General features: G+C 47.3%; 17 protein-coding genes. 4 read left to right on the top strand and 13 right to left on the bottom strand.

From position 1 onward, the window contains the following. Positions 1 to 136 precede the first annotated feature (136 nt). A complete protein-coding gene (locus V7Q13_RS07400; RefSeq protein WP_333800044.1) occupies positions 137 to 652 on the top strand; it encodes a L,D-transpeptidase family protein in 516 nt (171 codons plus the stop codon). Between the two features lie 52 nt (positions 653 to 704). On the opposite strand, the gene V7Q13_RS07405 is transcribed toward V7Q13_RS07400, so the two are convergent. The 4 genes from V7Q13_RS07405 to V7Q13_RS07420 all read right to left on the bottom strand — a co-directional run bounded on the left by V7Q13_RS07405 (position 705) and on the right by V7Q13_RS07420 (position 5,625). Next, a complete protein-coding gene (locus V7Q13_RS07405; protein ID WP_333800045.1) occupies positions 705 to 1,301 on the bottom strand; it encodes an OmpH family outer membrane protein in 597 nt (198 codons plus the stop codon). A 36-nt stretch (positions 1,302 to 1,337) separates the two neighbouring features. Next, a complete protein-coding gene (locus tag V7Q13_RS07410) occupies positions 1,338 to 1,856 on the bottom strand; it encodes an OmpH family outer membrane protein (RefSeq protein WP_333800046.1) in 519 nt (172 codons plus the stop codon). A 148-nt stretch (positions 1,857 to 2,004) separates the two neighbouring features. Beyond that, a complete protein-coding gene (locus V7Q13_RS07415; protein WP_333800047.1) occupies positions 2,005 to 4,734 on the bottom strand; it encodes a BamA/OMP85 family outer membrane protein in 2,730 nt (909 codons plus the stop codon). A gap of 135 nt (positions 4,735 to 4,869) precedes the next feature. Beyond that, on the bottom strand, positions 4,870 to 5,625 hold the full coding sequence (locus V7Q13_RS07420; RefSeq protein ID WP_157476275.1) for an isoprenyl transferase: 756 nt from the start codon (positions 5,623 to 5,625) through the stop codon (positions 4,870 to 4,872). Between the two features lie 161 nt (positions 5,626 to 5,786). Here V7Q13_RS07420 and V7Q13_RS07425 point away from each other — a divergent pair, with 161 nt between their 5' ends. After that, on the top strand, positions 5,787 to 6,284 hold the full coding sequence (locus V7Q13_RS07425; protein WP_333800048.1) for a DUF5606 family protein: 498 nt from the start codon (positions 5,787 to 5,789) through the stop codon (positions 6,282 to 6,284). Between the two features lie 100 nt (positions 6,285 to 6,384). On the opposite strand, the gene V7Q13_RS07430 is transcribed toward V7Q13_RS07425, so the two are convergent. The 3 genes from V7Q13_RS07430 to V7Q13_RS07440 all read right to left on the bottom strand — a co-directional run bounded on the left by V7Q13_RS07430 (position 6,385) and on the right by V7Q13_RS07440 (position 9,097). After that, positions 6,385 to 7,170: a DUF3667 domain-containing protein gene (locus tag V7Q13_RS07430; RefSeq protein ID WP_333800049.1), complete on the bottom strand. Its 786-nt coding sequence runs from the start codon at positions 7,168 to 7,170 to the stop codon at positions 6,385 to 6,387. Between the two features lie 123 nt (positions 7,171 to 7,293). Beyond that, positions 7,294 to 8,355: a tRNA 2-selenouridine(34) synthase MnmH gene (gene mnmH / locus V7Q13_RS07435; protein WP_333800050.1), complete on the bottom strand. Its 1,062-nt coding sequence runs from the start codon at positions 8,353 to 8,355 to the stop codon at positions 7,294 to 7,296. Between the two features lie 13 nt (positions 8,356 to 8,368). Beyond that, complete coding sequence (locus V7Q13_RS07440) at positions 8,369 to 9,097, bottom strand: 2-phosphosulfolactate phosphatase (protein ID WP_333800051.1); 729 nt, start codon at positions 9,095 to 9,097, stop codon at positions 8,369 to 8,371. 204 nt (positions 9,098 to 9,301) lie between these two features. On the opposite strand from V7Q13_RS07440, the gene V7Q13_RS07445 reads away from it, so the two are divergent. After that, a complete protein-coding gene (locus V7Q13_RS07445; RefSeq protein WP_333800052.1) occupies positions 9,302 to 9,994 on the top strand; it encodes a porin family protein in 693 nt (230 codons plus the stop codon). Between the two features lie 115 nt (positions 9,995 to 10,109). Here the strand turns inward: V7Q13_RS07445 and V7Q13_RS07450 are convergent, their stop codons facing one another. Further along, entirely contained in the window at positions 10,110 to 10,451 is a 342-nt protein-coding gene (locus tag V7Q13_RS07450; protein WP_333800053.1) for a single-stranded DNA-binding protein, read from the bottom strand. A gap of 172 nt (positions 10,452 to 10,623) precedes the next feature. On the opposite strand from V7Q13_RS07450, the gene V7Q13_RS07455 reads away from it, so the two are divergent. Further along, positions 10,624 to 11,001 carry a DUF2116 family Zn-ribbon domain-containing protein gene (locus V7Q13_RS07455; RefSeq protein ID WP_333800054.1) on the top strand — a complete coding sequence of 126 codons (378 nt, stop codon included), beginning with the start codon at positions 10,624 to 10,626 and terminating at the stop codon, positions 10,999 to 11,001. A gap of 32 nt (positions 11,002 to 11,033) precedes the next feature. Here V7Q13_RS07455 and V7Q13_RS07460 read toward each other — a convergent pair whose 3' ends face one another. From V7Q13_RS07460 to V7Q13_RS07480, 5 genes are all read right to left on the bottom strand, one after another. Further along, positions 11,034 to 17,474, bottom strand: coding sequence for a CARDB domain-containing protein (locus tag V7Q13_RS07460; protein ID WP_333800055.1), 6,441 nt, complete (start codon positions 17,472 to 17,474; stop codon positions 11,034 to 11,036). A gap of 179 nt (positions 17,475 to 17,653) precedes the next feature. Continuing rightward, complete coding sequence (locus V7Q13_RS07465; protein WP_333800056.1) at positions 17,654 to 18,718, bottom strand: hypothetical protein; 1,065 nt, start codon at positions 18,716 to 18,718, stop codon at positions 17,654 to 17,656. Between the two features lie 181 nt (positions 18,719 to 18,899). Next, on the bottom strand, positions 18,900 to 19,985 hold the full coding sequence (gene gcvT, locus V7Q13_RS07470; protein WP_333800057.1) for a glycine cleavage system aminomethyltransferase GcvT: 1,086 nt from the start codon (positions 19,983 to 19,985) through the stop codon (positions 18,900 to 18,902). An 87-nt stretch (positions 19,986 to 20,072) separates the two neighbouring features. Beyond that, complete coding sequence (locus V7Q13_RS07475; RefSeq protein WP_333800058.1) at positions 20,073 to 20,960, bottom strand: toxin-antitoxin system YwqK family antitoxin; 888 nt, start codon at positions 20,958 to 20,960, stop codon at positions 20,073 to 20,075. A 114-nt stretch (positions 20,961 to 21,074) separates the two neighbouring features. Next, positions 21,075 to 21,884 (bottom strand): glycoside hydrolase family 25 protein, encoded by an 810-nt coding sequence (locus tag V7Q13_RS07480; protein WP_333800059.1) that lies wholly within the window; start codon positions 21,882 to 21,884, stop codon positions 21,075 to 21,077. Positions 21,885 to 21,998 lie beyond the last annotated feature (114 nt).

Consider the following 21,998-nt stretch of genomic DNA (forward strand, 5'->3'; position numbering starts at 1 on the left):
GATTGGCGCCTTGGTTATTGCTGTTGCAGTAGCGTTACCATTTTCCTAAAATAAATATTGAAGCAGCGTTTGCATATTGGCCCAATTATTGGCTGCGTTAGTGTGCCATTCATTGATGTGAAAAACAGCCTACACTATGCGCTTCAGAATGCTTCACCTAGGTGGCCTGCTGGCCTTTGCGGCCCTGCAGGTTTCTTCTTTTTCTACGGGGTCAGTACTGTACCTTGTGGTAGACAAAAGCGAAAACACCATTACGCTCTACGACCAATCGGACTGGTTGGTACAATGGCCCTGTACCTTTGGCAACAACGACATTAGTGACAAGTTGTACCAAGGCGACCGCCGTACGCCGGAGGGCAGCTTCAAAATCACCAGTAAGTACCCGCATAAAAAATGGAACAAGTTTATGCGGATAGATTATCCCACCAAACAAGACTATGCCAAATTTGAGGCCCGCAAAAAGGCCGGTATCATTCCACCAAGTGCCAAAATAGGTGGCGATATTGGTATACATGGCACCTGGCCGCATGAAGAATGGGCGGTAGAAAACCTGCAGCCGTGGACACAGGGCTGCATTAGTATGCGCAACGACCATTTGAATGAGCTGTACCAGATAGTACCTGTGGGCACATCGGTAGTCATCAGGCAGTAAACAAAAAAGCGACCTCAAATGAGGTCGCTTTTTTTATGTGTTTGCCAATGGCTTAGTTCTTCTTAGCTGGAGCAGCTGGCTTAGGAGCTGGCTTCGTTTCTTCGGCCGGAGCGTTGGGGTCAACGGGCAGTTTGATGCCGAGTTTCTTAGCTACCAGCGGAATCAGGTTGTCGGCAGGAGGAGCTTGCCACAATGTTTCACGCTTGAATACATAGGTGTATTTGCCATCGGCAATAACAGCCTGAAATGCTTCCAACACTTTGTTGAGGTAAGGGGCCATCAGCTCTTGCTGCTTGGCCTGCATTACCTGCTGGCTGTATTGCTGCCAGTTTTGCAACTTGTAGTAGCGTTGAATTTGCTCTTGCTGGCGCTGCTGATATAAACGGGCGGGCATTTTGGCACTGTCTGCTTTCAGGGTGCTATCCATACGTTGCAGTTCTTCCAGCTCAAACTGATATTCTACATTCAGTGAGTCACGTTCAAAGCTTTGCATCAGCGTGTCAATCTTTTCAATGCCGGGCATTTGACCCAGTACATATTCCAGATCGAAGTAGCCGAACTTGTTAGGTGCAGTTTGTGCAGCAGCTTGTTGGGTTCCGGTTACCATAAAGCCGAGGAGGGCCACTGCAACCACCAATACCTTTTTCATGCTTGATTGTTTTTCTTGTTATGTTGTTTGAAAGATTTAGTTGGACTTTACACCCAATTCACGAAGCACGTCTTCGCTCTTGTCCAGTTTTGGGTCGGCAAATATAACAGTAATGCCTTCACTTTTATCGAGTATAAAATCGTACGAACGGGCTACAGCCAGCTTCTGCACAGCGGTATACACTTTGTCCTGTATAGGTTTGATGAGCTTCTGGCGTTCGGCAAAAAGGTCGCCTTCAAAACCGAAGCGTTTCTTTTGCAAATCCCGTACTTCTTTTTCTTTATTAAAGAGTTCGTCTTCCCGCTTTTTAATGAGCTCAGGGCTCAGCATTACTTTTTCTGCTTCAAAATTGCGGTACATGGTTTCGAGCTCCGCCTGTTTGTTGTCAATCTCTTTTTGCCACATGTTAGCCGTAGCATCGAGTTTCTTTTTAGCCTCGGCATAATCGGGCATTTTATCGAGGATGTAACGAGTATCGATGATGGCATAGCGCTGTGCTACTGCAGAAAATGCGGTAGTGGTTACAATGGCGAGTAGTACAAAAAGTTGCTTCATGGCATATGTTTAAGTTGCATGAAAATAAAGATTGCCGGGCTGGTTTGCTGTTAAAGCCTCGCTGTTTTTATTGGTTGTGTCTTCTACTATACGTACAGGCAAGAAAAAAATGGTTAGCAAAGCGTTAAGCTGTGGGAAAATGGAGTGTTTATTCTGGTTCGAAGCCCAGCATAAATGTAAAGCGGGTGGCATCTTTTATACCGTTGCCGGGCGTTAGTCTGTCGAGGCCAATACCATAGTCGAAGCCCAGCAAACCAAACATCGGCAGGAAGAAACGCATACCCAAGCCTACACTGCGGCGCAGTTTAAACGGGTTGTAATCCTTCATGCTGTACCAACCGTTGGCCGCTTCAAAAAAGCCGAGGGCAAAGATGGTGCTGCTGGGGTTGAGGCTAAGCGGGTAGCGAACTTCGGCCACATATTTATTGAAGATGGTGAAGTAACGGCTGGCACCCTGCTGATCGGGGTTGATTTTAGGGTCGCTGGTTTGATAAACAGGATAACCACGGTGTGCCACCACATCAAAACCAATGAGGGCAAACTGGTTGCTGAGGCCCGCATCGCCCACCTGAAAGCGTTCGAACGGCGATATATCCAGGTCTTTGTTGTAGCGGCCAATGAAGCCATATTTCGCAGCCAGTTTCAACACCAGTTGCTTGTTGCGTTCGGCACCATGTGGCCGGCTAAGCGGCACATACCACTCACCATTGAAGCGCCACTTGTGAAACTCAATGAGTTTATAGCGATCTTCTGGTGTATCATACACTTTTGATTTGCCCCACACACTCCATGGTGGCGTAAACTGTAAGCTGGCAGTAAAGCTGCTACCACTGCGTGGAAACAAAGGCTGATCTATACTTGACCGCTGCAAGGCAATTTTGAAACTCAGGTTATTGCTTACCCCATTGCGGAAGTCTTGGAAGAATTGGTAATCCTTCAATGTATAACGGGAATAGCTTACAGACGTGAGCAGGCTGAAGAAGTCATCGGGCCATTTGAGCTGGCGACCGAGGGCCACGCTGGCACCGGTAGTTTTAATGTATGATGACGGCGTACGTTCGTACTGGCCGGTGAGGTAGTTATAAGCATTTGAAAACTTAGTATCAAATACGCTTACAGTAAATGAATTGCGCTTTTTGCCGCCCAACCATGGCTCGGTAAAGCTAAAGTTGTAGCTACGGAAAGCACGGCCATTGCTCTGCAAACGCAGGCTAAGTTTTTGACCATCACCACTGGGCAGGGGATCCCAGGTAGCTCTTTTCAAAATATTTTTAATACTGAAGTTGTTGAAAGTTACACCCAGCGTACCGGTTAAACCAATACCACCGCCCCAGCCGGCACTCAGTTCCAGTTGGTCGCTTGATTTTTCTTCTACACTATAATTAATATCAACCGTACCATCACTCATATCAGGCACGGGATTGATGCCAATGGTTTCCTGGTTGAAAAAGTTGAGGTTGGCAATTTCACGTTGGCTACGAATCAAATCGGTACGGCTGAATTTTTCGCCGGGTATGGTACGCAGTTCACGGCGAATTACATATTCCTTTGTTTTTTCATTACCGCTGATGTTGATGTTTTTGATAGTAGCCTGCGGTCCTTCAAACAAACGGATTTCGTGATCGATGGTATCGTTGTACACAGCTGTTTCACTGGCTTCGGCACGAAAGAACAGGTAACCATCATCCATATACAAAGCACTGATATCGGTGCCACCGTCGGCACTCATTTGCTTACCCAAGGCTTTGTCCAGGGTTTCTTTGTTGTAAATATCACCTTTGTTGATGCCAATAAGCACCTGCAAAAGAGAGTCGGAAAACTTGGTATTACCTCGAAATACCATTTTGCCAAAATAGTACTGCCGGCCTTCACTCATCAGCAGCTCTACATTCAGGTTGCCTCGGCTATTGTCGTAGATGGTATCTTTTACAATACGGGCATCGCGGTAGCCAAGGGTATTGTAATAATCAAGAATTTTTTCACGGTCTTCTTCATATTTTTTAGCGTCGAACTTGGCGCTGCTAAACAGTTTGAAGCGGAAGTATGGATCGAGGTTGTTTTTGATAACCGTTGGTTGCAAAAAGCCCTGGTTCTCCAAAATTTTATCGATGCTTACGGTTTCTTTTTCGGCCAGGAGCGGCGTGTCTTTGGCAGGGTACAGCGTAATGCGGGTTGTTTCTTTGGTGCCCTTCATTTGGCGTTTTACCCGCAGCTCAGGCACTTCGGTATTGCCACCAATGTAGATGTCGCCCACTTTTACCTTTTTGCCCTTGTTGATATCAAACACCAGGTCAGAGGCATTGGGCACGGTAGTACTTGGCACTTCGGCCACTTTCACATCAATGTTGCGGAAACCTTTTTCCTGATAATATTTCACAATGGCATCAATAGCCAGTTGCTTATTGTTTTCGGTAATGATACGGCCAGCTACCAAACCCGATTTTGTTTGCAGGTCTTCAACGTCGCTTTTCTTCACTCCGTTGAAGGTGAACTTTTGCAAACGTGGCCTTTCCTGTACTTCAATTTCCAGGTGCAGCTTGTTGGGCTTTTCGAGGCGGGTAATGTAAATGGTAACGTTGCTGAAATAGTTTTGCGACCAAAGGTTGTTGATGGTACGGCTAAAATTATCGCCACCCGGAATCACAATTTTATCGCCCACATTAAGGTTGGCAATAGAGAGCAGCAAAGCGTTGTCAAAGTATTTGTTGCCCGTAACTACTACGGAGCCAACGATATATTCCTTGGGCGATTTTTGCGAAAAAATATTCTCCAGTTCCGGATCTACCGATACAGCAGTGGTATCCTGCGCCTGTACCGCTATGGCACCAAACATCATCAAAACAGCCAGCAGGCAGTACCCGCATTTATTAAAGGACATGCAACAAAAAGGTTTCAGTTGGTTTATCGCTTGCGATCAAAGACGGCAAATTACTGGCTTTGATGGTAAGTCAATGTTAAAAGGGACGTATCAAAAGTATGTGTCGGTTTCAGCAAAACGATTGCGGTACAAGGGCTACAGCGGGTCGTTGGTTATTTGAGCACTGGTTTTGCCAAAGCGGCGTTCCCGGTTTTGGAAATCGAGAATGGCTTCGTACAGGTGCTTTTTTCTGAAATCGGGCCAGCGTGTGTTGGTAAAGTACAGCTCTGCGTAGGCCAGCTGAAACAGCAAAAAGTTGCTGATCCTGTATTCGCCCGAGGTTCTGATCATCAGTTCCGGGTCGGGGTACTCGCTGGTCCAGAGGTATTGCTGCAGGGTAGCCTGGTCTACTTCGGCGGCTTTCAGGCGGCCGGCTTCTACGTCGGCAGCTATGTTGCGTACGGCATTTACCAGCTCCCAGCGGCCACTATAGCTCAGGGCCATAATGAGGTTGAGACCGGTATTTTGCCCCGTTATTTCCAGGCTTTCATCCAGCTCCTTGTTTACGGCTTCGCTCAGCATGCGGCGGTCGCCTATTACGTGGAGTTTAATATTGTTTTTGTTCAGTGTTTCGGTTTCGCGGCGAATGGTGTCTACCAGCAATTCCATCAGGCCGTTCACCTCGTATTCGGGGCGGTCCCAGTTTTCGGTGCTGAAGGCATAGAGGGTAAGGTATTCCACGCCCAGCTCGGCACAACCTTCCACAATGTTGCGTACACTTTCTACGCCGTGAAAGTGCCCAAAGAGCCGGTCTTGCCCCTGCTCCTGCGCCCAGCGGCCGTTGCCATCCATAATGATGGCAATGTGGCGAGGAAGCCGTTGCTTGTCTATTTGCGCTTCAAGATGCTCCATGCAAAGGAATTGGTTGCCTTAAAAATGTGTGCAAATGTAATGTGTAATAGGTGCGGTAGCGTAAGCAGCGGTAAGTTAATATGTGACCGGCCAGCAGCAGGGGGTAGCTTATGTAGCCATCTTGTATTACATTGCGCCCCATTCTTTCAAAAAATCGACACATGGATTATAACAGAATTATTTCGGTAACCGGCCTCGGCGGTTTGTTTGAACTGGTTTCTTCTAAAAACGATGGCGCCATTGTAAAAAGCCTGGAAGACGGCAGCACCCGTTTTGTGAGCAGCCGTGTTCACCAGTTTTCGCACCTCGAAAGCATTGAAATTTATACCGTGCAGGACAATGTGAACCTCGTAGAAATATTTCAGGCCATGGACAAAGCCGGCACCAGCCTGCCCGACACCAAAGACAGCAAAGCACTGCGTAGCTACTTCGAAAAAGTATTTCCCGACATGGACTTTGAGCGGGTATACGGCAGCGACATGAAGAAAATGGTGAAGTGGTTTGGCGTATTGAAAGCCGCCAATGTAGAGCTGAAACTGAGTGTAGCCGAAGCGCCTGAAGCTGCTGAAGAACCGGTAGCTGAGCCGGCTGCTGAAGTTGCGGAAGCGCCGGCACCAGCAAAAAAAACAACCCGTAAGAAAAAAGCGGCTGAAGAATAAGCGCCTTACGTTCAAGATATTAATACAAGCAAATAGCCGACAGTTGTCGGCTATTTGCTTGTAAGGCAGTTCTCACCTCAGGTCTCACTTTCTAGATTCGCTACTGCGGAGTAAGGTATTTCATTCCTTCCGGCCCAAGTTTTATGGCTATAACAATGCCAACTACAATCACAAAAATGAGATATACCAGAAAAAGGGAGATATTGACCAACAGTACCCGGCCAATGATTGGCAACCACTTTTTCTCAGGATAAAAACCTTTGTAGAACCAGCTCATAGCAGCCGGCACAAAAAGTATGCTATATGATGTGATAGTAAAAAAAGTGGCGGTGTTATCTTTTACCAGGTATAAAATCGGATACACCAATACAATAGAGCAAATAGTGTAAAAAGCAAGAATGTAGGCATTCATAACCACATGCTCGTAGAAGTTATGCCCCCATTTTCGAAAAAACAAAAAAGTAAACACTGAAAACAGCGGTATCAACAGGAGCATAATGAGGGAGTTATAAGTACTCCAGATAGTGTTGAAGTCTTTCATCATTGGAGAAGCCAATTTTTGCTGTTCGTAATAGCTCTCCATAATGTGGTTGAACCCAATAAGCTTGAAGGAAATAAAGGCAGAAATACCACTCAAAACAAACACCAGTAATATGGGCTTGTAATGATTCACCCTGTTGCCATCCACAAAAGTGCGGGCCGTTTTACCCGGATTTTGAATCAGTCTTTTTACCGAATATAAAAACCCTTTGTTGGTGTGTAGCACTGTATACTGCAACTCATCAAAAAGATATTTCTTGTCAATACGTTTGAATTTTTTTTGGCCGCAGTTGGCGCAGAAATTTTGTGTGATGATAGCTCCACAATTTGAGCAATTGCTTTCCATAGTAAGTTTTGTGGTACAAGAATAGTTGATAACACAATTAGTTGATTCAAAAAAACTTCCGGTTTTCTTTATGCATAAAGAAGGACGTTACAAGCTTTATCTATGGAAAAGTGGTTCTAATGACTACAACACCTGCAGCAATGCCGTGGCATTGGCCATAGCATTGGTGGTTGGCAGTGTAAGGTTTGTCAACCTGTCGCCCACATCTATGCGGTGTTGATCGAGGCCTTTGAGGTACCACTTGTCGTAGTAGCGCAGCAAAATAGCAAAGCAACCGCGGATGTCTTGCTCCAGCAGGCATTGAATGGCGTTTTTCGCCTCCAGCCCACCCAATCTTTTTTGGATGCGAATGATGGCATTCACCAGTTTTTCTATATCGCCTTTGCCATAATCTTTTACAATGTAATCGAGGCGTTCATCAAAAGGAATGTCGAAGAAATACAAAGGGGCAGACCGCATTTTTTTGAAAAAACCAAAGGGCATGTTGACATCGCCGATGCGTTGGCTTTCATCTTCCATCCAAATGGTACGACCCTTGGCAGCAGCCAGCGCCATGGCCAGTTTGTTTTCAAACATTTCCTGCGAAGGCTGCGGCGGCATGTTGATGTTGCCAAAGGCTGAACCCTTGTGGCTGGCCAGTCCTTCCAGGTCAATAATGTATTCTCCCCTACTGGCCAGGGCATGCAAGAGTTCGGTTTTGCCACTGCCGGTGTAGCCACCAATGATGCGCATGGTATGCGATGCATCCAACTGCTGCAGGCACCAGTGCCGGAACGATTTGTAACCGCCTTTAATCGTGTACACCTCAAAGCCATACAAATCGAGCAACCAGGCCACACCCGCACTACGCATACCGCCCCGCCAGCAATGCACCACTATCGGAAAATCATTCACCGACGGTTCTCCCTCAACCTTATCCTTAACCTCCGCCTTCAACCGCTCCACTTCCTCCACCATCTTCACCATCTTCGGGCCAAAATATTTCAACCCTATTTTGATGGCTTTTTCGCGGCTCTCCTGCTTGTAGGCCGTGCCCACCACTTTGCGTTCGTCGTTGGTAAACAAAGGCAGCGACTGGGCACCCGGTATGTGTGCATGCTCGTATTCGCCGGGGCTACGCACATCCAGCAGCAAGCCGTGGCTATACTGCTGAAAATAATCGGATATGGAAATAGAGCGAATCACAAATAGGATTGCGTTATGCTTTGGCAATCAAGGCGCCATCCTCATACACAGGCAGCACATTGGCAATGTCGTGGGTGATACACCACTCCATGTCTTTTTCCAACCCATACGATGCCAAGCGATGGTAGTGCGTGGTTTGTTTGGTATAATTCCAGAGGTCGTCTTTTACGGTAGTGTACAGTGTTTCTGCCGCCAGGCTGGCATCGCAAAACACCTGAAAATGCTGGCGTACCCGGCTAACCACGGCTCCGGCAAACAGGCTGTCTTCCATGTTGACACGGTCTTTCCATGCAGCGCAACCGAGGATGACGTTTTTACCACTGGCTACCAAATGATCGCATACGGCACTCAGGTTGGCAAAGGCGCCAGTGATGACTTCGGTGGCACCGTTTTTCAGCGCCATGTGCAGCAGGCGGGTGCCGTTGGTGGTGGTGAGCACCAGGGTTTTGCCGCCGATAAAATTCTGCGGATACTCCAGCGGCGAATTGCCATACTGCAGGCCGGGGGCAATTTTGCCATCCCTTTCGCCGGCGGTAATGGCGCCCAGCTCTTCGCCCAACTCAATGGCACCGGGCACACTATCTACCGGAATAATTTTGGTAGCGCCATTGTGCAAGGCGGCCGCAATGGTGCTGGTAGCCCTGAACACATCAATGACTACCACTATCGAATCCTTCACATCGTACAAATGCAACAACGATGGTGAGAGGCAGGTATACAACGTAGGTTTTGCTTCACTCATAGGACGCAAAGATATTGGTTGAGGGCCGATGCCGCGGTGATTGCTCTGTGCAGCATGATTTGTCTTCGCCCTTGTTGGTCGCCTGACCAACAAAAAGCTGTGCCATTTCAAAGTTGGTAAGACGGCAAATTTTGGCAGCTGCTGTGCGGCCTCATGTTTCTGAATGCGGCGGGCAGCTATATTGCGCCCCCAATATCAAATCGCATGAAAAAAAGCTATCTGTCCATCTTCTTGCTGTTGTTCTTTATTGCCGCCCATGCCCAGTTGCGCATCGGCATACAAGCAGGTGCCCATAGTGCCAGTGTGCAGCAAAACATGGCCACAGTTTCCAACAAAGCACTGGTTGGTTTTTCGGCTGGGGTAGATACCCGCATAGGATTGGGCAAACGCTTTTCGCTGCATCCCGGCCTCAACTATGTAGTGAAGGGCTACCAATACAAGGAAGCGAAAAATGACATAGGCGAAACCTACAAAACCGATGGTGAGCAAAAAATTAATTACCTCGAACTGCCCATTGTGGTTGCATACAATGTACCGTTGAAAAAATATACGTTGAGTATAGGTGCCGGGCCGGCATTGGCTACAGCATTATCGGGTTACTATAAAGAAACCAATGTGTTGCTGGGCCAGTCTTTTACCATCAAAGAAAATCTTGAATTTGGGATGTACAACAATACCCAGCTGAAAGGGATTGACTGGGGAGCACAGCTGCAATTGGCCATCACCCTGCCCAAAGGATTTTTTGCCAAGCTCTATTACACGCATGGATTGAATAATTTGGGCAATGGTGCCGAAACGACTATTCAGCAGCAAAACGGACAGGTAATACGCCAGCCAAGGGATGAATATTTCAATCGGAACATGGGCGTGATGATTGGATATTATTTTGGCAAGTAGAGGTTATAAAGCATTGTTGGTCTGGCGACCAACAACGGCAAAACGCCGCTCCAATACGGAACGGCGCTGCAGCGGCCTAAGGGTATAGGTGGTAAAAGTTGACGGCAGGGTGGTATCAGGCCGTTTTTTTGGTGAGCAGCAAAAATTCGCTGGTTACTACTTCGGTGATGTAGCGCTTCTGCCCGTCTTTATCGGTATAGCTTCTGTTTTCCAGTTTGCCTTCCAGCGCTACTTCATGGCCTTTTTGCAACAGCTTTTCTACCAGCTCGGCCGTTTTGCCCCATGCTACTACATTGTGCCATTGGGTATCGGTTACTTTTTCGCCCTTGTTGTTTTGGTAGGTTTCATTGGTGGCGATGGTAAAACGGGCCATTTTGTTGCCATTGTCGATGGCTTTTACTTCCGGATCTTTTCCCAAGTGGCCAATCAGTTGTACTCTGTTCTTCATTGCGTTCATAACGGTTCAGTTTTTGTGTGATGAATGTTTTTGTTTTGCTACTGCTGTTGTTGCAGCGTTGACAATGCAAAACTGTAACCGCCGCCAAACCCGAGTCGGCTATTATCCGTTTACTTCCGTATGTATCCGTGTATACCCGTGTGTACACGGATAATTTTTACTACTTTGGGGTATGCAACCCACACCTAAACAATGCCTTAGCTGCGGCAAGCCCATCAAGGGCCGCATCGACAAAAAATTTTGCGACGACTACTGCCGCACCCAATACAACAACCAACTAAAGGCAGAAGACACGGCCGTGATTAAAAAAATAAATGCCGTGCTGCGCAGCAATCGCCGCATACTCGAACGCCTGATACCTGCCGGCGAAGAGCTGGGCAAATGCCCGAGGCAAAAGCTGGTGGATGCGGGTTTCAATTTTCAATATTTCACCCACCAGTACAGCAACAAAAAAGGCAATGTGTATTGCTTTTGCTACGAGTATGGCTACCTACCCCTCGAAGGCGATTGGGTACTGGTAGTAAAAAGGGTTGAAAAACAGCAAGGGTAAACCGAAGTCTACCCTTGCTGACAATTACTGTTTTATTGCTTCAAGAAGCTGAGTGTTTTTCTTTCTTCCGGCGCCAGCAATACCAGCCTGTACATGCCTTGCGGCAAATGGGCTACCTGCAATGAGAACTGATTGGCTCCGGCTGGTACATTGCCTTGCATGAGCACAGCTCCCGTGCTGCTGACCACAGTGTATTGCAGCGGCTTACTATACGCTTTCGACAAGCGAAGCGTAAGCATACCTGCCACAGGGTTGGGCGCAATGCTGGCCACCAATGCAGCCGGCTGTACCTGCAACATTTGCACTGCTGAGTAAGTAAATGAGCCGTCTCTGTCTACTTGTTTAATACGATAGTAATTAGCTCCTTCTGTTGGTTGCTGGTGAACATAACTGTATGTACGTGGTACAGTACTATTGCCTGCTGCCGGCAGCTGTTGCAAGGCTGTAAATACCTGACCATTGCGGCTGTGTTCTACTACAAAATGACTGTTGTTGGTTTCACTGGCCGTTGTCCATTGCAAATGACTTTCGCCATTGAGCAAGTTGGCTTTGAACGACAACCAGGTAACAGGCAAGCCGCCACCAAAACCATTACTCACCGTAAACGGACTGAAGCTACTGTAACCTGCTTGTGACCTGCTGTAACGACCTACCACAGAATCGGTGCCGGCAATGCCTGCATTGCCCAGCTGCCAGTTACCAGCCGTGTAGTGTGCCGTACGGCTTTGGCTGCGATCGAAACCACTCAGTTCATGCGGCACAAACCAGAACATCTCGATGGTTGCATTGCTGCCACCGGGCACTTGCTCTTCTATCAGCCAGGTGCGGTTTACACTGCCGTTGACGATGGTATCGCCACTGGTGCCATTGCGCAGCACATAGGGCAACACACGTACATTGAAATTATCTTGCACACCAGCGTTGCTGATTTTTACAAAGTTGCTGCTGCCAATGCTGGTACCCACAGGGAATACATTGCTGGCTTTGTTGTTGTTGATTCGCAAACGACCGGTGCCATTGGTTACAATGAAGTGAGCAGTATCTGCATTCAGAATATCACCATTCACAGTGAGGTCAAAATCACCGAGCAACAATTTGCCACCAATCCAACCGGGCACATCGTCGGGCAATGCCATCCGCATGTCCAGATTGCCATTCACTGTGAGGTTGCTGCTGGCACTACCAATGGTGCTGAAAGGCAACGACGCAGTGTTGTTCAATACATCAAATTCAACAGGGCTGCAGTTGACAATTTCTGCTATCACAGTGCCATTCGTTTCTTCAAACAACAGCTTCTTGCTCACCTGCATATTGGCGCCGTTGTTCAATGAGAAAAATACACTGTCAATGGCCACAACAGCATCGCCGGCATCGAGTATGGTATAGCGTACCCAGGCACTGCCGGGCTGAGCGCCTTTGTTCTGTACGGTCAGGCTTACCAGCACACTATCGCCAGCTTTGAAGCCCGATGGATTGAAGCGCAACGGCCGCAAGCCCATCACCGCCATATCTGGTGCGTCGCCTACAATCATGGCACGGGTAGCTTCGTTGTTGGTTTCGTTTTCTTCATTCACCACATTCAGTGGGTCGGCTACTATCTTCATGATTTTTACACCAGCAATCAGTGATGAATATTGCGCAGAAGCGGCAACAGTCGTATCCTGACCGGGCAGCAATGCATTGAAAGGAATGTCATTGCCCAACTGAATATTGTCGACGTAGAAACGCAACACAGAAGCCGCTGATGTACGATTGCCCACATTCTTCACCGTACCCACCAGCGAAATCTGCTGACCCGGATTGGGGTTCAATGCTGTTGGTGAAATGTATTGCGACAATACTTCAAGGTCTTCTTTTACATCTGTCACCAATACATGGAAGTTACTGCTGTTGTTGGCTTCGTCTACTTCGCAAATGAGATTGGCAGAATCTGTTACCACCCTTACAATGGCATTGCCAACCGTGTTGAAGCTGTAGGTAAACGTAGCCACGGCCGGGAAGAATTCTCCCGCTTTAATGCTTGGGATAATGGCTTCACCAATCTTCACATTGTTGTATACAAACATAACCGGCACATTGCTGATGTCCCTGTTGCCCACATTGCGTATGTACGCATTGAAGGTTTTGCTTTGATTCACCCTTACCCTACTGGGATTGCCGGCGCTGCCAAACTCACTTGGTTTTTGCGTAGGATTGATATCACTACCCAGCTTCACCAGCTTGCTGTTGTTGGCTTTGGTGCTTTCTGTAATGGCATTATTGATATCAGCAATCACGTTGATATCTATGGGACAATCTTTATCCGCTGTGGTCACGGTAAACAAATCGGATGTCACCACGATTTCGGCATTTTCACCTATACCCGCTACAGCAATATCATTGCCAATAGCTACACCGCCTGCAGTAAAGCGAACTGCAAATGCGGCACTAGCAATACCCGTATTTTTCAAAGTGGCTTTGAAGCGAACCTGTGTTCCTGCATTCAATGCAGTAGCAGCTGGTTCTACTTTAGTAACACTGATATCGGTAGCCGGAACAACGATCGTCACTTCAAACACGTTATTCGTTTCAAGTTCCTCTGTTACTGTATTCAACACATCTGTTACAATGCGGATAACGTGAGTACCTACAGACAAAACAGGACCACTGTACACAATATTTCTGCTGCTGCGTTTGAGCAAAGAAGCCACGGTAATTTCCTGTAACAGCTGCGGTGCACCGGTTACATCCAATACCCGTACCACATGCGAACCCGCATCTGCACAGTTGTTGTTGATATCGTCGAACGTAAAGGTTCTGTAACTGGTTTGACGGAAATTGCCAATGGTTAAATCGGGCAGGTTAGGTGCCACAAAAACACTGGTAGTTGTGGTGTTGCTGATTGGCTTCATCTCACCCCGATAGAATGGCGATTCAATTTGGAAGAACTCATTGTACACGTAATTGTGCACCACAGTTACCACATGTGTGCCTGCTGAAGACAAGGGCACATTTACCGGAATGGTCTTCACATCTCCAGGCCCGGCTGCGGCACCAAAAATGGGATCTTCATAACTGAAATAAGTATCAATCAACACACCATCGAGGAACACTTTAATGGTGTCTTTGAAAATGCGGTCCTGGCTGTTCCAGAAGTTCGACAAATCTCTCGACCGATAGGTGACGGTCACATTTGCCTGCACGGTATTGCCTACGGTATTGGCGCAAGGATTGCCGGTTGCTACAAAGCTGGCTTGCACACCACCCGAAGATGGCGGCGGCACACAGGCATTGGGTGCAGGGCAGGCAATAGCGATAGCTCCTGTAAACAAGCTGCTCGTAAATGTAAAGTCTGTTACACTCACGGTGTATTGCAAAGTGCCTCCACAAGCAGGGTTTTCTATCACCAAACGATAGTTGCCATTGGCATCGGTAGTAGTGGTATACAGCCCGGTACCTGTGTTGATGGTTACTTCTGCACCGGCTACATTGGTGGCGATACTAGTTCCGAAATACACAGCGTTGCCACTAATGATTAACCGCAACGGGCAGGTCTGCAATTGCGCCGTTGAAGTAACGGTAATACCTCCGGGCAAAATAGGTTTGCCCACAATCACCGGACGTATGGCATAGTTGTTCAGCACATTGGTTTCATTCAATACATGGTTTGGATCGGCCCATACTTTGATGGGGTAGAAACCATCAACCGCAAATGACATGGTTTTGGTAACCGTGCTGATGCTATACGGGCTGACTGTTGGAATGATAGTGCTGTCCAACACAATGGTATCTCTGTAGAAATACACAGGCACATTGCTGCTGGTAAAGGCGCTGTTGTTGGTAATCTTCGCTGTTACCACAAACGATTCGCCCGGCGCTGGATTGGCTTTGCTAAAGCTGATGTCATTGGCAAACAATTTCAAATCAAGCAACTGGAACGTTACCACAGGACCAGCAATGTAGTTGCTGTTGACCGTAGTAGCCTGATTGCCCAAGGCATCTTTGGCAAAAAAGCGATAGCCCATGGTATTGCTATAGCTATTGTAGTTGGCGGTATAGCTATACACTACGCCCGTTACATAATCGTTGCTGCTTCCCTCTTTCGTCATGCTAAAAATACCTTCGCCTGCATCATTAAAATCCTGGTCGCCGTTCAGATCGATGCCTATTTGTGGTTGATTGGCAGCAGGCGCATTGTTGTCTGCAGAACTGTACACCACTTTGTAGGTGTAAGTGCCCGTTTGGCCCGCTGGCGGATTGACACCTGTGGTGCCGAGATAAGGTGCAGCCTGAACAAAACGCAATACAGGTGGTGTTGCTGCAATGTATCCCGTACCTGTAAGCGTTGTGGTGACAGAATCGGGGCCACCCGTGGCTGCTTTTATTTTGAGAATACTGCTGAATGTTCCTACAGCTGTGGGCGTAAATCTTACAGGCACACTAATGGTAGCACCCGCTGCAATACTGGTACCAGCAGTGAATGTAGGCGTGAATGCCGCATCACTACTGCTCACTGATTGTAAAGTGATGGCTACATTGCCGGTATTGCGCAGCGTAAAATTGTATGTACTGTTAGTGTTTACTTCTATTGTGCCATAGTTGCGGCCGGTAGAAGGTTCTATCGTCCATGCATTGATGACACCCAAACCTGTACCCTTCAATTCAACCACATACTGTCCGGCGGTTGTTTCCAGTGTTACTCTGTTTTGATATGGTAATACAGCCACTGGCGTAAAGTTCACCGGAATGGTAATGGTTTGGCCGCTGTTGATGGTCATCGGTGCTACAGCTGTGTTGGCAAATGCGCCGCCAACAGTAATGCTGTTGATGGTTTGCGTAGTGGCGCTATTGTTGGTAATGCTGATGTTTTGTGAGACGGTTGTAGTAACCGGCACATCGCCAAAACGAACAGTATCGGGCTGCACTGTTAATGTGCCCACTACAAATGATTGTATGTTGCGGATGCTCCAAATGCCAGCCGCATCACGGGTACGCAAAGCAAATAGGTGTATACCTAATGACAAACCGCTGGTATTTACCATTACGTTTACATTGGGCACGGTAGCAGCTGTGGCAATGGTTACAGGTATTGCATTGCCATTACCAGGATCTGTATCAATATAGTATTCGGCAGCAGTGATATTGGCCGAAGCTGCAGGTGCAGATGGGTATGCCGGATCATTGGCAATGTCTACCACAAATTCACGTACGTTACTAACGCTCCATTTGCCATCCGTACTTTTAGTACGAATCACCAGTTCATAAGTACCCGGCAATAGTCCGTTGGTATTTATTGGCACATTGATATCTGCCAATTGGGTAGCAGCACTTACGCTTATGAGTGTACCATTGCCAAAGCCGGGGTCGGTATTGATGAAATATTCAGCGGCACTAATATTTTGCACAGCTGCTGGTGCATCAGGGTACAAAGGATCGGAAACGATTTCCACTATAAAGCGAGAACGGTTGGCAATGCTCCATACACCTTCAGCATTTTTTGTTCGCAGGAAAAACTCGTATGTGCCGGGAATCAACATTGATGTATTGATGCTGGCAAGCAAGCTATTGATATCCGTTGCTGCGATTACAGGAATAGCCGTTGCATTTCCTGCACCGGGGTCGGTATTGATGAAATACTCGGCGGCAACAATATTGGACACCGCAGCAGGTGCAGCCGGATAAACGGGATCGCTGTCTACCACAAATTCGCCTATCTGTACAATGCTCCAATAGCCGCTGGTGTTTTTACTACGAATAAACACCCGATGTACACCACTACTCAAACCAGTAGTGTTGATACCTGCAATGATATTGCTTACATCATTGCCAGCAGTAAGTGTAATGGCGGTGCCATTACCAAGGCCGGGGTCGGTATCGATAAAATATTCTGCACCATTTACAGGCACTATTACCGGTGCCGAAGTGTATGCTGGGTCTGCATCCACCAAAAACTCACCCACATGGGTGAGGCTCCAATGGCCAGTGCTGTTTTTAACTCGTATGTACACCCGATGTATACCATTGCTCAGGCCGGTTGTATTTACCAATGTAGCAACGTTTGACAGATTGGTGCCGGGTGTAATCGTAATGGCAGTACCATTTCCAAAACCCGGATCGGTATCTATGTAATACTCCGCCGCAGTAATGTTGAGTAACGCTGGTGCAGCACCAGGATACGCCGGATTAAAATCGTACAAGAAATCACTTTGTTGTGTTACGCCCCAGTGGCCGTCGGCGGCTTGGGTACGTACAAACAAACGATGTACACCATTGCTCAGGCCATTGGTATTGGCAGCAAATACAAGATTTGCTACATCGGTAGCTGCTGATACTGTGATGGCTGTTGCATTGCCTACACCAGGGTCTGCATCAATAAAATATTCTGCGGCACTGATGAGCGGCCGTGCTGCAGGTGCTGCAGGATAAGCGGGGTCTTGTGCATAAGCCCGCCATATACAGCTCAGCATCATCAGGAGGAGTACACATTTTTTCATGTGTGGTAGTTTTCAGGTATATCAATGTTGGGCCTTGCCCTGCAAAGGTTTGAAGACAAAGCGCTGTAGGTTGTTGTAGCGCATCAATTGATGCTACGCTACAACAATGGTGTGCACGTGTGTGCAAGAAAGCAGTTCAAACCTGCTCACCATGTTTACTATTCAAAACTTGTAACTCCCTAGTTGTTGCTACGGGTGCTGAACGTAACGTTCATCGAATTGCTGCCTGCAGGAATAGAAATGGGAACTGTTAATGCATAAATGCTGGGGATATTGGGAATACCTGATAATTTGTAAGGATCGGTAGCGCCAAAAGCACCGCAGTCTGGTGTGGTTACTGCACCTACTGTAAGGCCGGCGGCAATGGCTGGAGAGCCCGACTTCAATGCCATACGAGAGTCGATGCTACCCGTAGTTCCACCCACATAAACATTGGTCATGTTCACATTAATCTGGTTGTTGGTAGCAGTGGGCGGCAAGGTTTGGTTCGCCTGAAACAAATTGTTTTTAATAGTGCAATTGGTAAATGCAATGTTGGGGCTGGTGCCAAAAATATTGTTGGCTACATAGCAATTGCTGATAGTGCTGGCCGCACCTACGCCACTAAAACTATTGTTGCGAAAAATATTATTACTTCCTGTCAATCCTGGCAAACTCAGGTAAGCAAATGTGCTATAGAAAATATTGTTTTCACAAACGAAATCTGACAACGTATTGGCAGTATTGGCTTCAATACGGGCATTATTGAAAAAGCATTTCCTGATCGTTACTGCACTAACAGGTGTGGAAGGAAAGAAAACACCAGAATTCATCAGGCACTTTTCAAACGCAAAATTGAGCGGGTTTGGGTTGGCGGATATACTGACAGAACTATTGAATAAAACGCCGATGAATTTACTTCCGTTAGAGCCTGTACCCAATGTAAGCGAGGATAGCATGCCTGACAAAGAACTTGCCTGCAAACCAGTATTGGCAGGAAATGAAGTATTGCCGGCATCAAGAAAATAGCCAAGCCCAATTATCACCAATCGTTTGGTAAGGGTAGCACTACCATAATCTGTTGCACTCGCTTCGAGGTGTATGGTATCGCCCGACACTACACTGGCATTGGTAACGGCAGCGTTGATGTTGGTAAAATCGGCAGTAACGCCGGCGTTGTTGTTCAATCGCCAGATTTTGGCAAAACTCAGTTGGGGCATGGTGATGGCCGCCAGCAATGCGGCGCCTGCTACAATCTTTTTCATGGTTGGGGAATGTTTTGAAAGTTTTTAAATGGTGCCACAAGATGAGCCTTCACCCAGCGTTCTTCAATCCCCTAAAACCATGATTTCAACTGCGTAGAAATACGCCTCTTCGAAAATTCTGAAAATACCGACAGCCTCCCATAGCAGGAGGCTGTCGGCTATTGGTAGCTGTAAACTTTAATTATGCAAAAGGCATTTTCACAACTTTGGCTTTGAGCAGCCGGCCACGAACATCTACAAAAATTTCGCTGTCGATGCTGTTGAGTCCGTTGGCTACATAACCCATGCCCACTGCTTTGCCAAGGCTAGGCGCCTGTGTACCACTGGTTACCACACCTATCACTTCGCCGGCGGCATTTTTAATATCATAACCGTGGCGGGGAATGCCTTTGTCTACCATTTCAAAACCCACCAGTTTGCGGCTTACCCCATTTTGCTTTTGCAACTGCAGGGCTTCGCTATTGGTAAATGATTTGGTGAATTTTGTAATCCAACCAAGGCCAGCTTCCAGCGGGCTGGTGGTATCGTCAATATCATTGCCGTACAGGCAATAGCCCATTTCCAAACGCAATGTATCACGGGCACCCAAGCCAATCGGCTTCAAGCCTTGTGGTGTACCAAGCTCAAAAATGGCATTCCAGATTTTTTCGGCATTGCCATTGCTATCTTCAAAATAAATTTCGATACCTCCGCTACCTGTATAACCGGTAGCACTAATGAGCACATTATCTACACCTGCAAACACACCCTTCGCAAATGTGTAGTACGTTAGGTTGCAAATATCGATTTCGGTGAGTGGCTGCAACATCTTGCAAGCATTAGGACCCTGGATGGCCAGCAAAGCAGTTTTATCGCTGATGTTGTGCATTTCTACACCCTTGGTATTAAAACTGCTTATCCAGTTCCAGTCTTTCTCAATATTGCTGGCATTTACCACCAGCATATAGGCTTTGTTTTCTTCGAGGCAATACACAATGAGGTCGTCTACAACACCACCTTCGTGGTTGGGCAGGCAGCTGTACTGTGCTTTACCGGCTGTCAGTTTGCTGGCGTCGTTGCTGGTTACCCGCTGAATGAGGTCCAGCGCATCGGGTCCTTTCAAAATAAACTCACCCATGTGGCTTACATCAAACACGCCGGCATTGCTGCGTACAGTTGCATGTTCATCGTTGATGCCACTGTAACTAATGGGCATATTGTATCCGGCAAACTCGGCCATTTTAGCACCAAGTGCTATGTGCTTTTCTGTAAAAGGCGTATTCTTCATAAATAGTAAAATGAGGCGCAAAGGTATGCTTGCCAACGTGATAGCCGGCAAATAGCATTGTGCTGCAGTGACTACCGGATGAGATGGTTATTTGTATTTCTTGCTAAAGACAAGTTTGCCATGTTGGTACTCCTGCATCATGCGCAATTTACCACCGTGGCCAAATATTTTCCATGCACCGTGGCGCTGGCCCTGCCAGTAGTAACCACTGGCCATTAGTCCGTCTTCATTGTAATACTGCCAAAAACCTTCTTTGAGGCCCTGGTGATAATGACCGGCAATGAGTGACGCTCCCTGTTGATTATAATCGGCTACCACGCCGTGTGGCAGTCCTGCGGCAAAAGGCAATTCAGGAGCAGTAGTTTCGCCCACCATTACAGGCAGTACAGCCGATGTACGGGTATGCCGCTGAAAAACTTCGGGCTGCTTATGCGATTGCATGGCCAACGGATGAAAAGTGAGTTTCGGATTTTGCTGACGCAGTGCCACTTGCATCATTTCATATTTCTGGGCATTGTAATGCCGTATACTTCTCAACTGCCCGTTGGGATGCCACAACTTCCACACTCCATCGGGTAAATTATTGATGAGTCGGCCGCTATCTCTGTGCTGCCCGTTGCTGTACCAGGTTTGCCAGTTGCCATTCATTTGCTGTTGGCGCAGGGTAACTGTTACTGCTTTTTGCCCATTACTGTACCATCCTGTAACAATGGTAGCATGCCTGCCAAAGGGTTCTTTTTTCCAGCGGGCTACCTGCTGTACCAAAGTAGCGGGCAGCTGTAGTTTTTTTTGATTTAATGCAGCCACCGGCATTACCGCTGCTGTTGGCTTTACATCTTGCTGGGTGGAATAAGAAGAATGGTGCAGCACCACTTCTTCTGAGAACAGCGAAATAAACTGACCGGAATGGTGTTGGGCACTGGCAACAAGCGACATGCTCAAGAGCCCCGAGGCAAGAACAATTTTGTGCAGCATATCAAGCAGGCTTTATATAAAAATACAGTGTTAAATGAAATACTGCTGCAAAGAAAAATCAGCCTGCCGGGTCGGCCAATTTTCAAAGCGGTGTTTTACATCACGGTGACACATTCAGCGCTTTTTTAACGGAATACAATGAGCTTTCAGCTCTTCCATGCTGCCATTGAATACATTAAAATCCACTTTACTACGTATCCCGTTTACCTTTCCTGTTTCGCTGTGCTGCCAAAACTGCCAATCTCTGTCTACTCTAGGTTGCAGCCGGTTTTGGTAATGCGCCACCCACAAAGGATAATCTGCAAACCTATCGTGCAGGTATTGATTATAAAAAGCGGCGTTGCTGTACAAAATGGGTTTCGCCCCGTAGTGATCTTCCACCAGTTTTAGCCACACTTCAATCTCTGTCAAAAACACATCCACATTATTTCCGGTGTATGTTTCCACATCCAGCACGGGGGCTAAGTCGCCAGGTTCGAGAGGTACATTTTTAATAAAAAATAGCGCCTGCTCATGGCCGCCAGAACTTTCTCTGAAAAAATGATACGCACCGCGGAGCATGCCATGCTGCCTTGCCCTTTTCCAATTCCGGAGAAATTGCTCATCCAGCATGTCGGAGCCTTCTGTTGCTTTTATAAACGCAAACTGCAACTGCACCCCGGCATCTTTCATTTTGCTTACCAGCGACCAGTTGATTCTTTTTTGATACCTGCTTACATCTATACCATGAACGCTGTATTGATTAGGCAGCCAAATACCAAAACCGGCATAGAGGGTAAATGTATTGTCCGGATCATCCCGATGCTGCCAACTGCTCCACGCCCTGTTGAACTGCTGCCAAACAAATACGCCCAGCAAGCCGCCTATGAACAACAGGACGATGACGGAAAACCGGAAGAATAAACCATTTCTTTTTTTGGCCATGGGTACCCAAAGAGTGTGCAGCGAAAATAACCCGCCTGCTTGCACCACCATTATCAATGCTGCATTTAGTTCAATTTTAGCAAGCTGTCTACTTCCGATTTGTGGAATCGAAAA

The organism is Phnomibacter sp. (assembly GCF_036803085.1).
Classification (GTDB): Bacteria; Bacteroidota; Bacteroidia; order Chitinophagales; family Chitinophagaceae; genus Phnomibacter.

Excerpts from the sequence above, each read along its gene's own strand:
- V7Q13_RS07400 (WP_333800044.1), top strand. The coding sequence starts at position 137 with ATGCGCTTCAGAATGCTTCACCTAGGTGGCCTGCTGGCCTTTGCGGCC.
- V7Q13_RS07455 (WP_333800054.1), top strand. The coding sequence starts at position 10,624 with ATGCAACCCACACCTAAACAATGCCTTAGCTGCGGCAAGCCCATCAAG.
- V7Q13_RS07480 (WP_333800059.1), bottom strand. The coding sequence starts at position 21,884 with ATGGCCAAAAAAAGAAATGGTTTATTCTTCCGGTTTTCCGTCATCGTC.
- V7Q13_RS07405 (WP_333800045.1), bottom strand. The coding sequence starts at position 1,301 with ATGAAAAAGGTATTGGTGGTTGCAGTGGCCCTCCTCGGCTTTATGGTA.
- V7Q13_RS07420 (WP_157476275.1), bottom strand. The coding sequence starts at position 5,625 with ATGGAGCATCTTGAAGCGCAAATAGACAAGCAACGGCTTCCTCGCCAC.
- V7Q13_RS07440 (WP_333800051.1), bottom strand. The coding sequence starts at position 9,097 with ATGAGTGAAGCAAAACCTACGTTGTATACCTGCCTCTCACCATCGTTG.
- V7Q13_RS07475 (WP_333800058.1), bottom strand. The coding sequence starts at position 20,960 with ATGCTGCACAAAATTGTTCTTGCCTCGGGGCTCTTGAGCATGTCGCTT.
- V7Q13_RS07425 (WP_333800048.1), top strand. The coding sequence starts at position 5,787 with ATGGATTATAACAGAATTATTTCGGTAACCGGCCTCGGCGGTTTGTTT.
- gcvT (WP_333800057.1), bottom strand. The coding sequence starts at position 19,985 with ATGAAGAATACGCCTTTTACAGAAAAGCACATAGCACTTGGTGCTAAA.
- V7Q13_RS07430 (WP_333800049.1), bottom strand. The coding sequence starts at position 7,170 with ATGGAAAGCAATTGCTCAAATTGTGGAGCTATCATCACACAAAATTTC.
- V7Q13_RS07445 (WP_333800052.1), top strand. The coding sequence starts at position 9,302 with ATGAAAAAAAGCTATCTGTCCATCTTCTTGCTGTTGTTCTTTATTGCC.
- V7Q13_RS07465 (WP_333800056.1), bottom strand. The coding sequence starts at position 18,718 with ATGAAAAAGATTGTAGCAGGCGCCGCATTGCTGGCGGCCATCACCATG.
- V7Q13_RS07450 (WP_333800053.1), bottom strand. The coding sequence starts at position 10,451 with ATGAACGCAATGAAGAACAGAGTACAACTGATTGGCCACTTGGGAAAA.
- V7Q13_RS07460 (WP_333800055.1), bottom strand. The coding sequence starts at position 17,474 with ATGAAAAAATGTGTACTCCTCCTGATGATGCTGAGCTGTATATGGCGG.
- V7Q13_RS07415 (WP_333800047.1), bottom strand. The coding sequence starts at position 4,734 with ATGTCCTTTAATAAATGCGGGTACTGCCTGCTGGCTGTTTTGATGATG.
- V7Q13_RS07410 (WP_333800046.1), bottom strand. The coding sequence starts at position 1,856 with ATGAAGCAACTTTTTGTACTACTCGCCATTGTAACCACTACCGCATTT.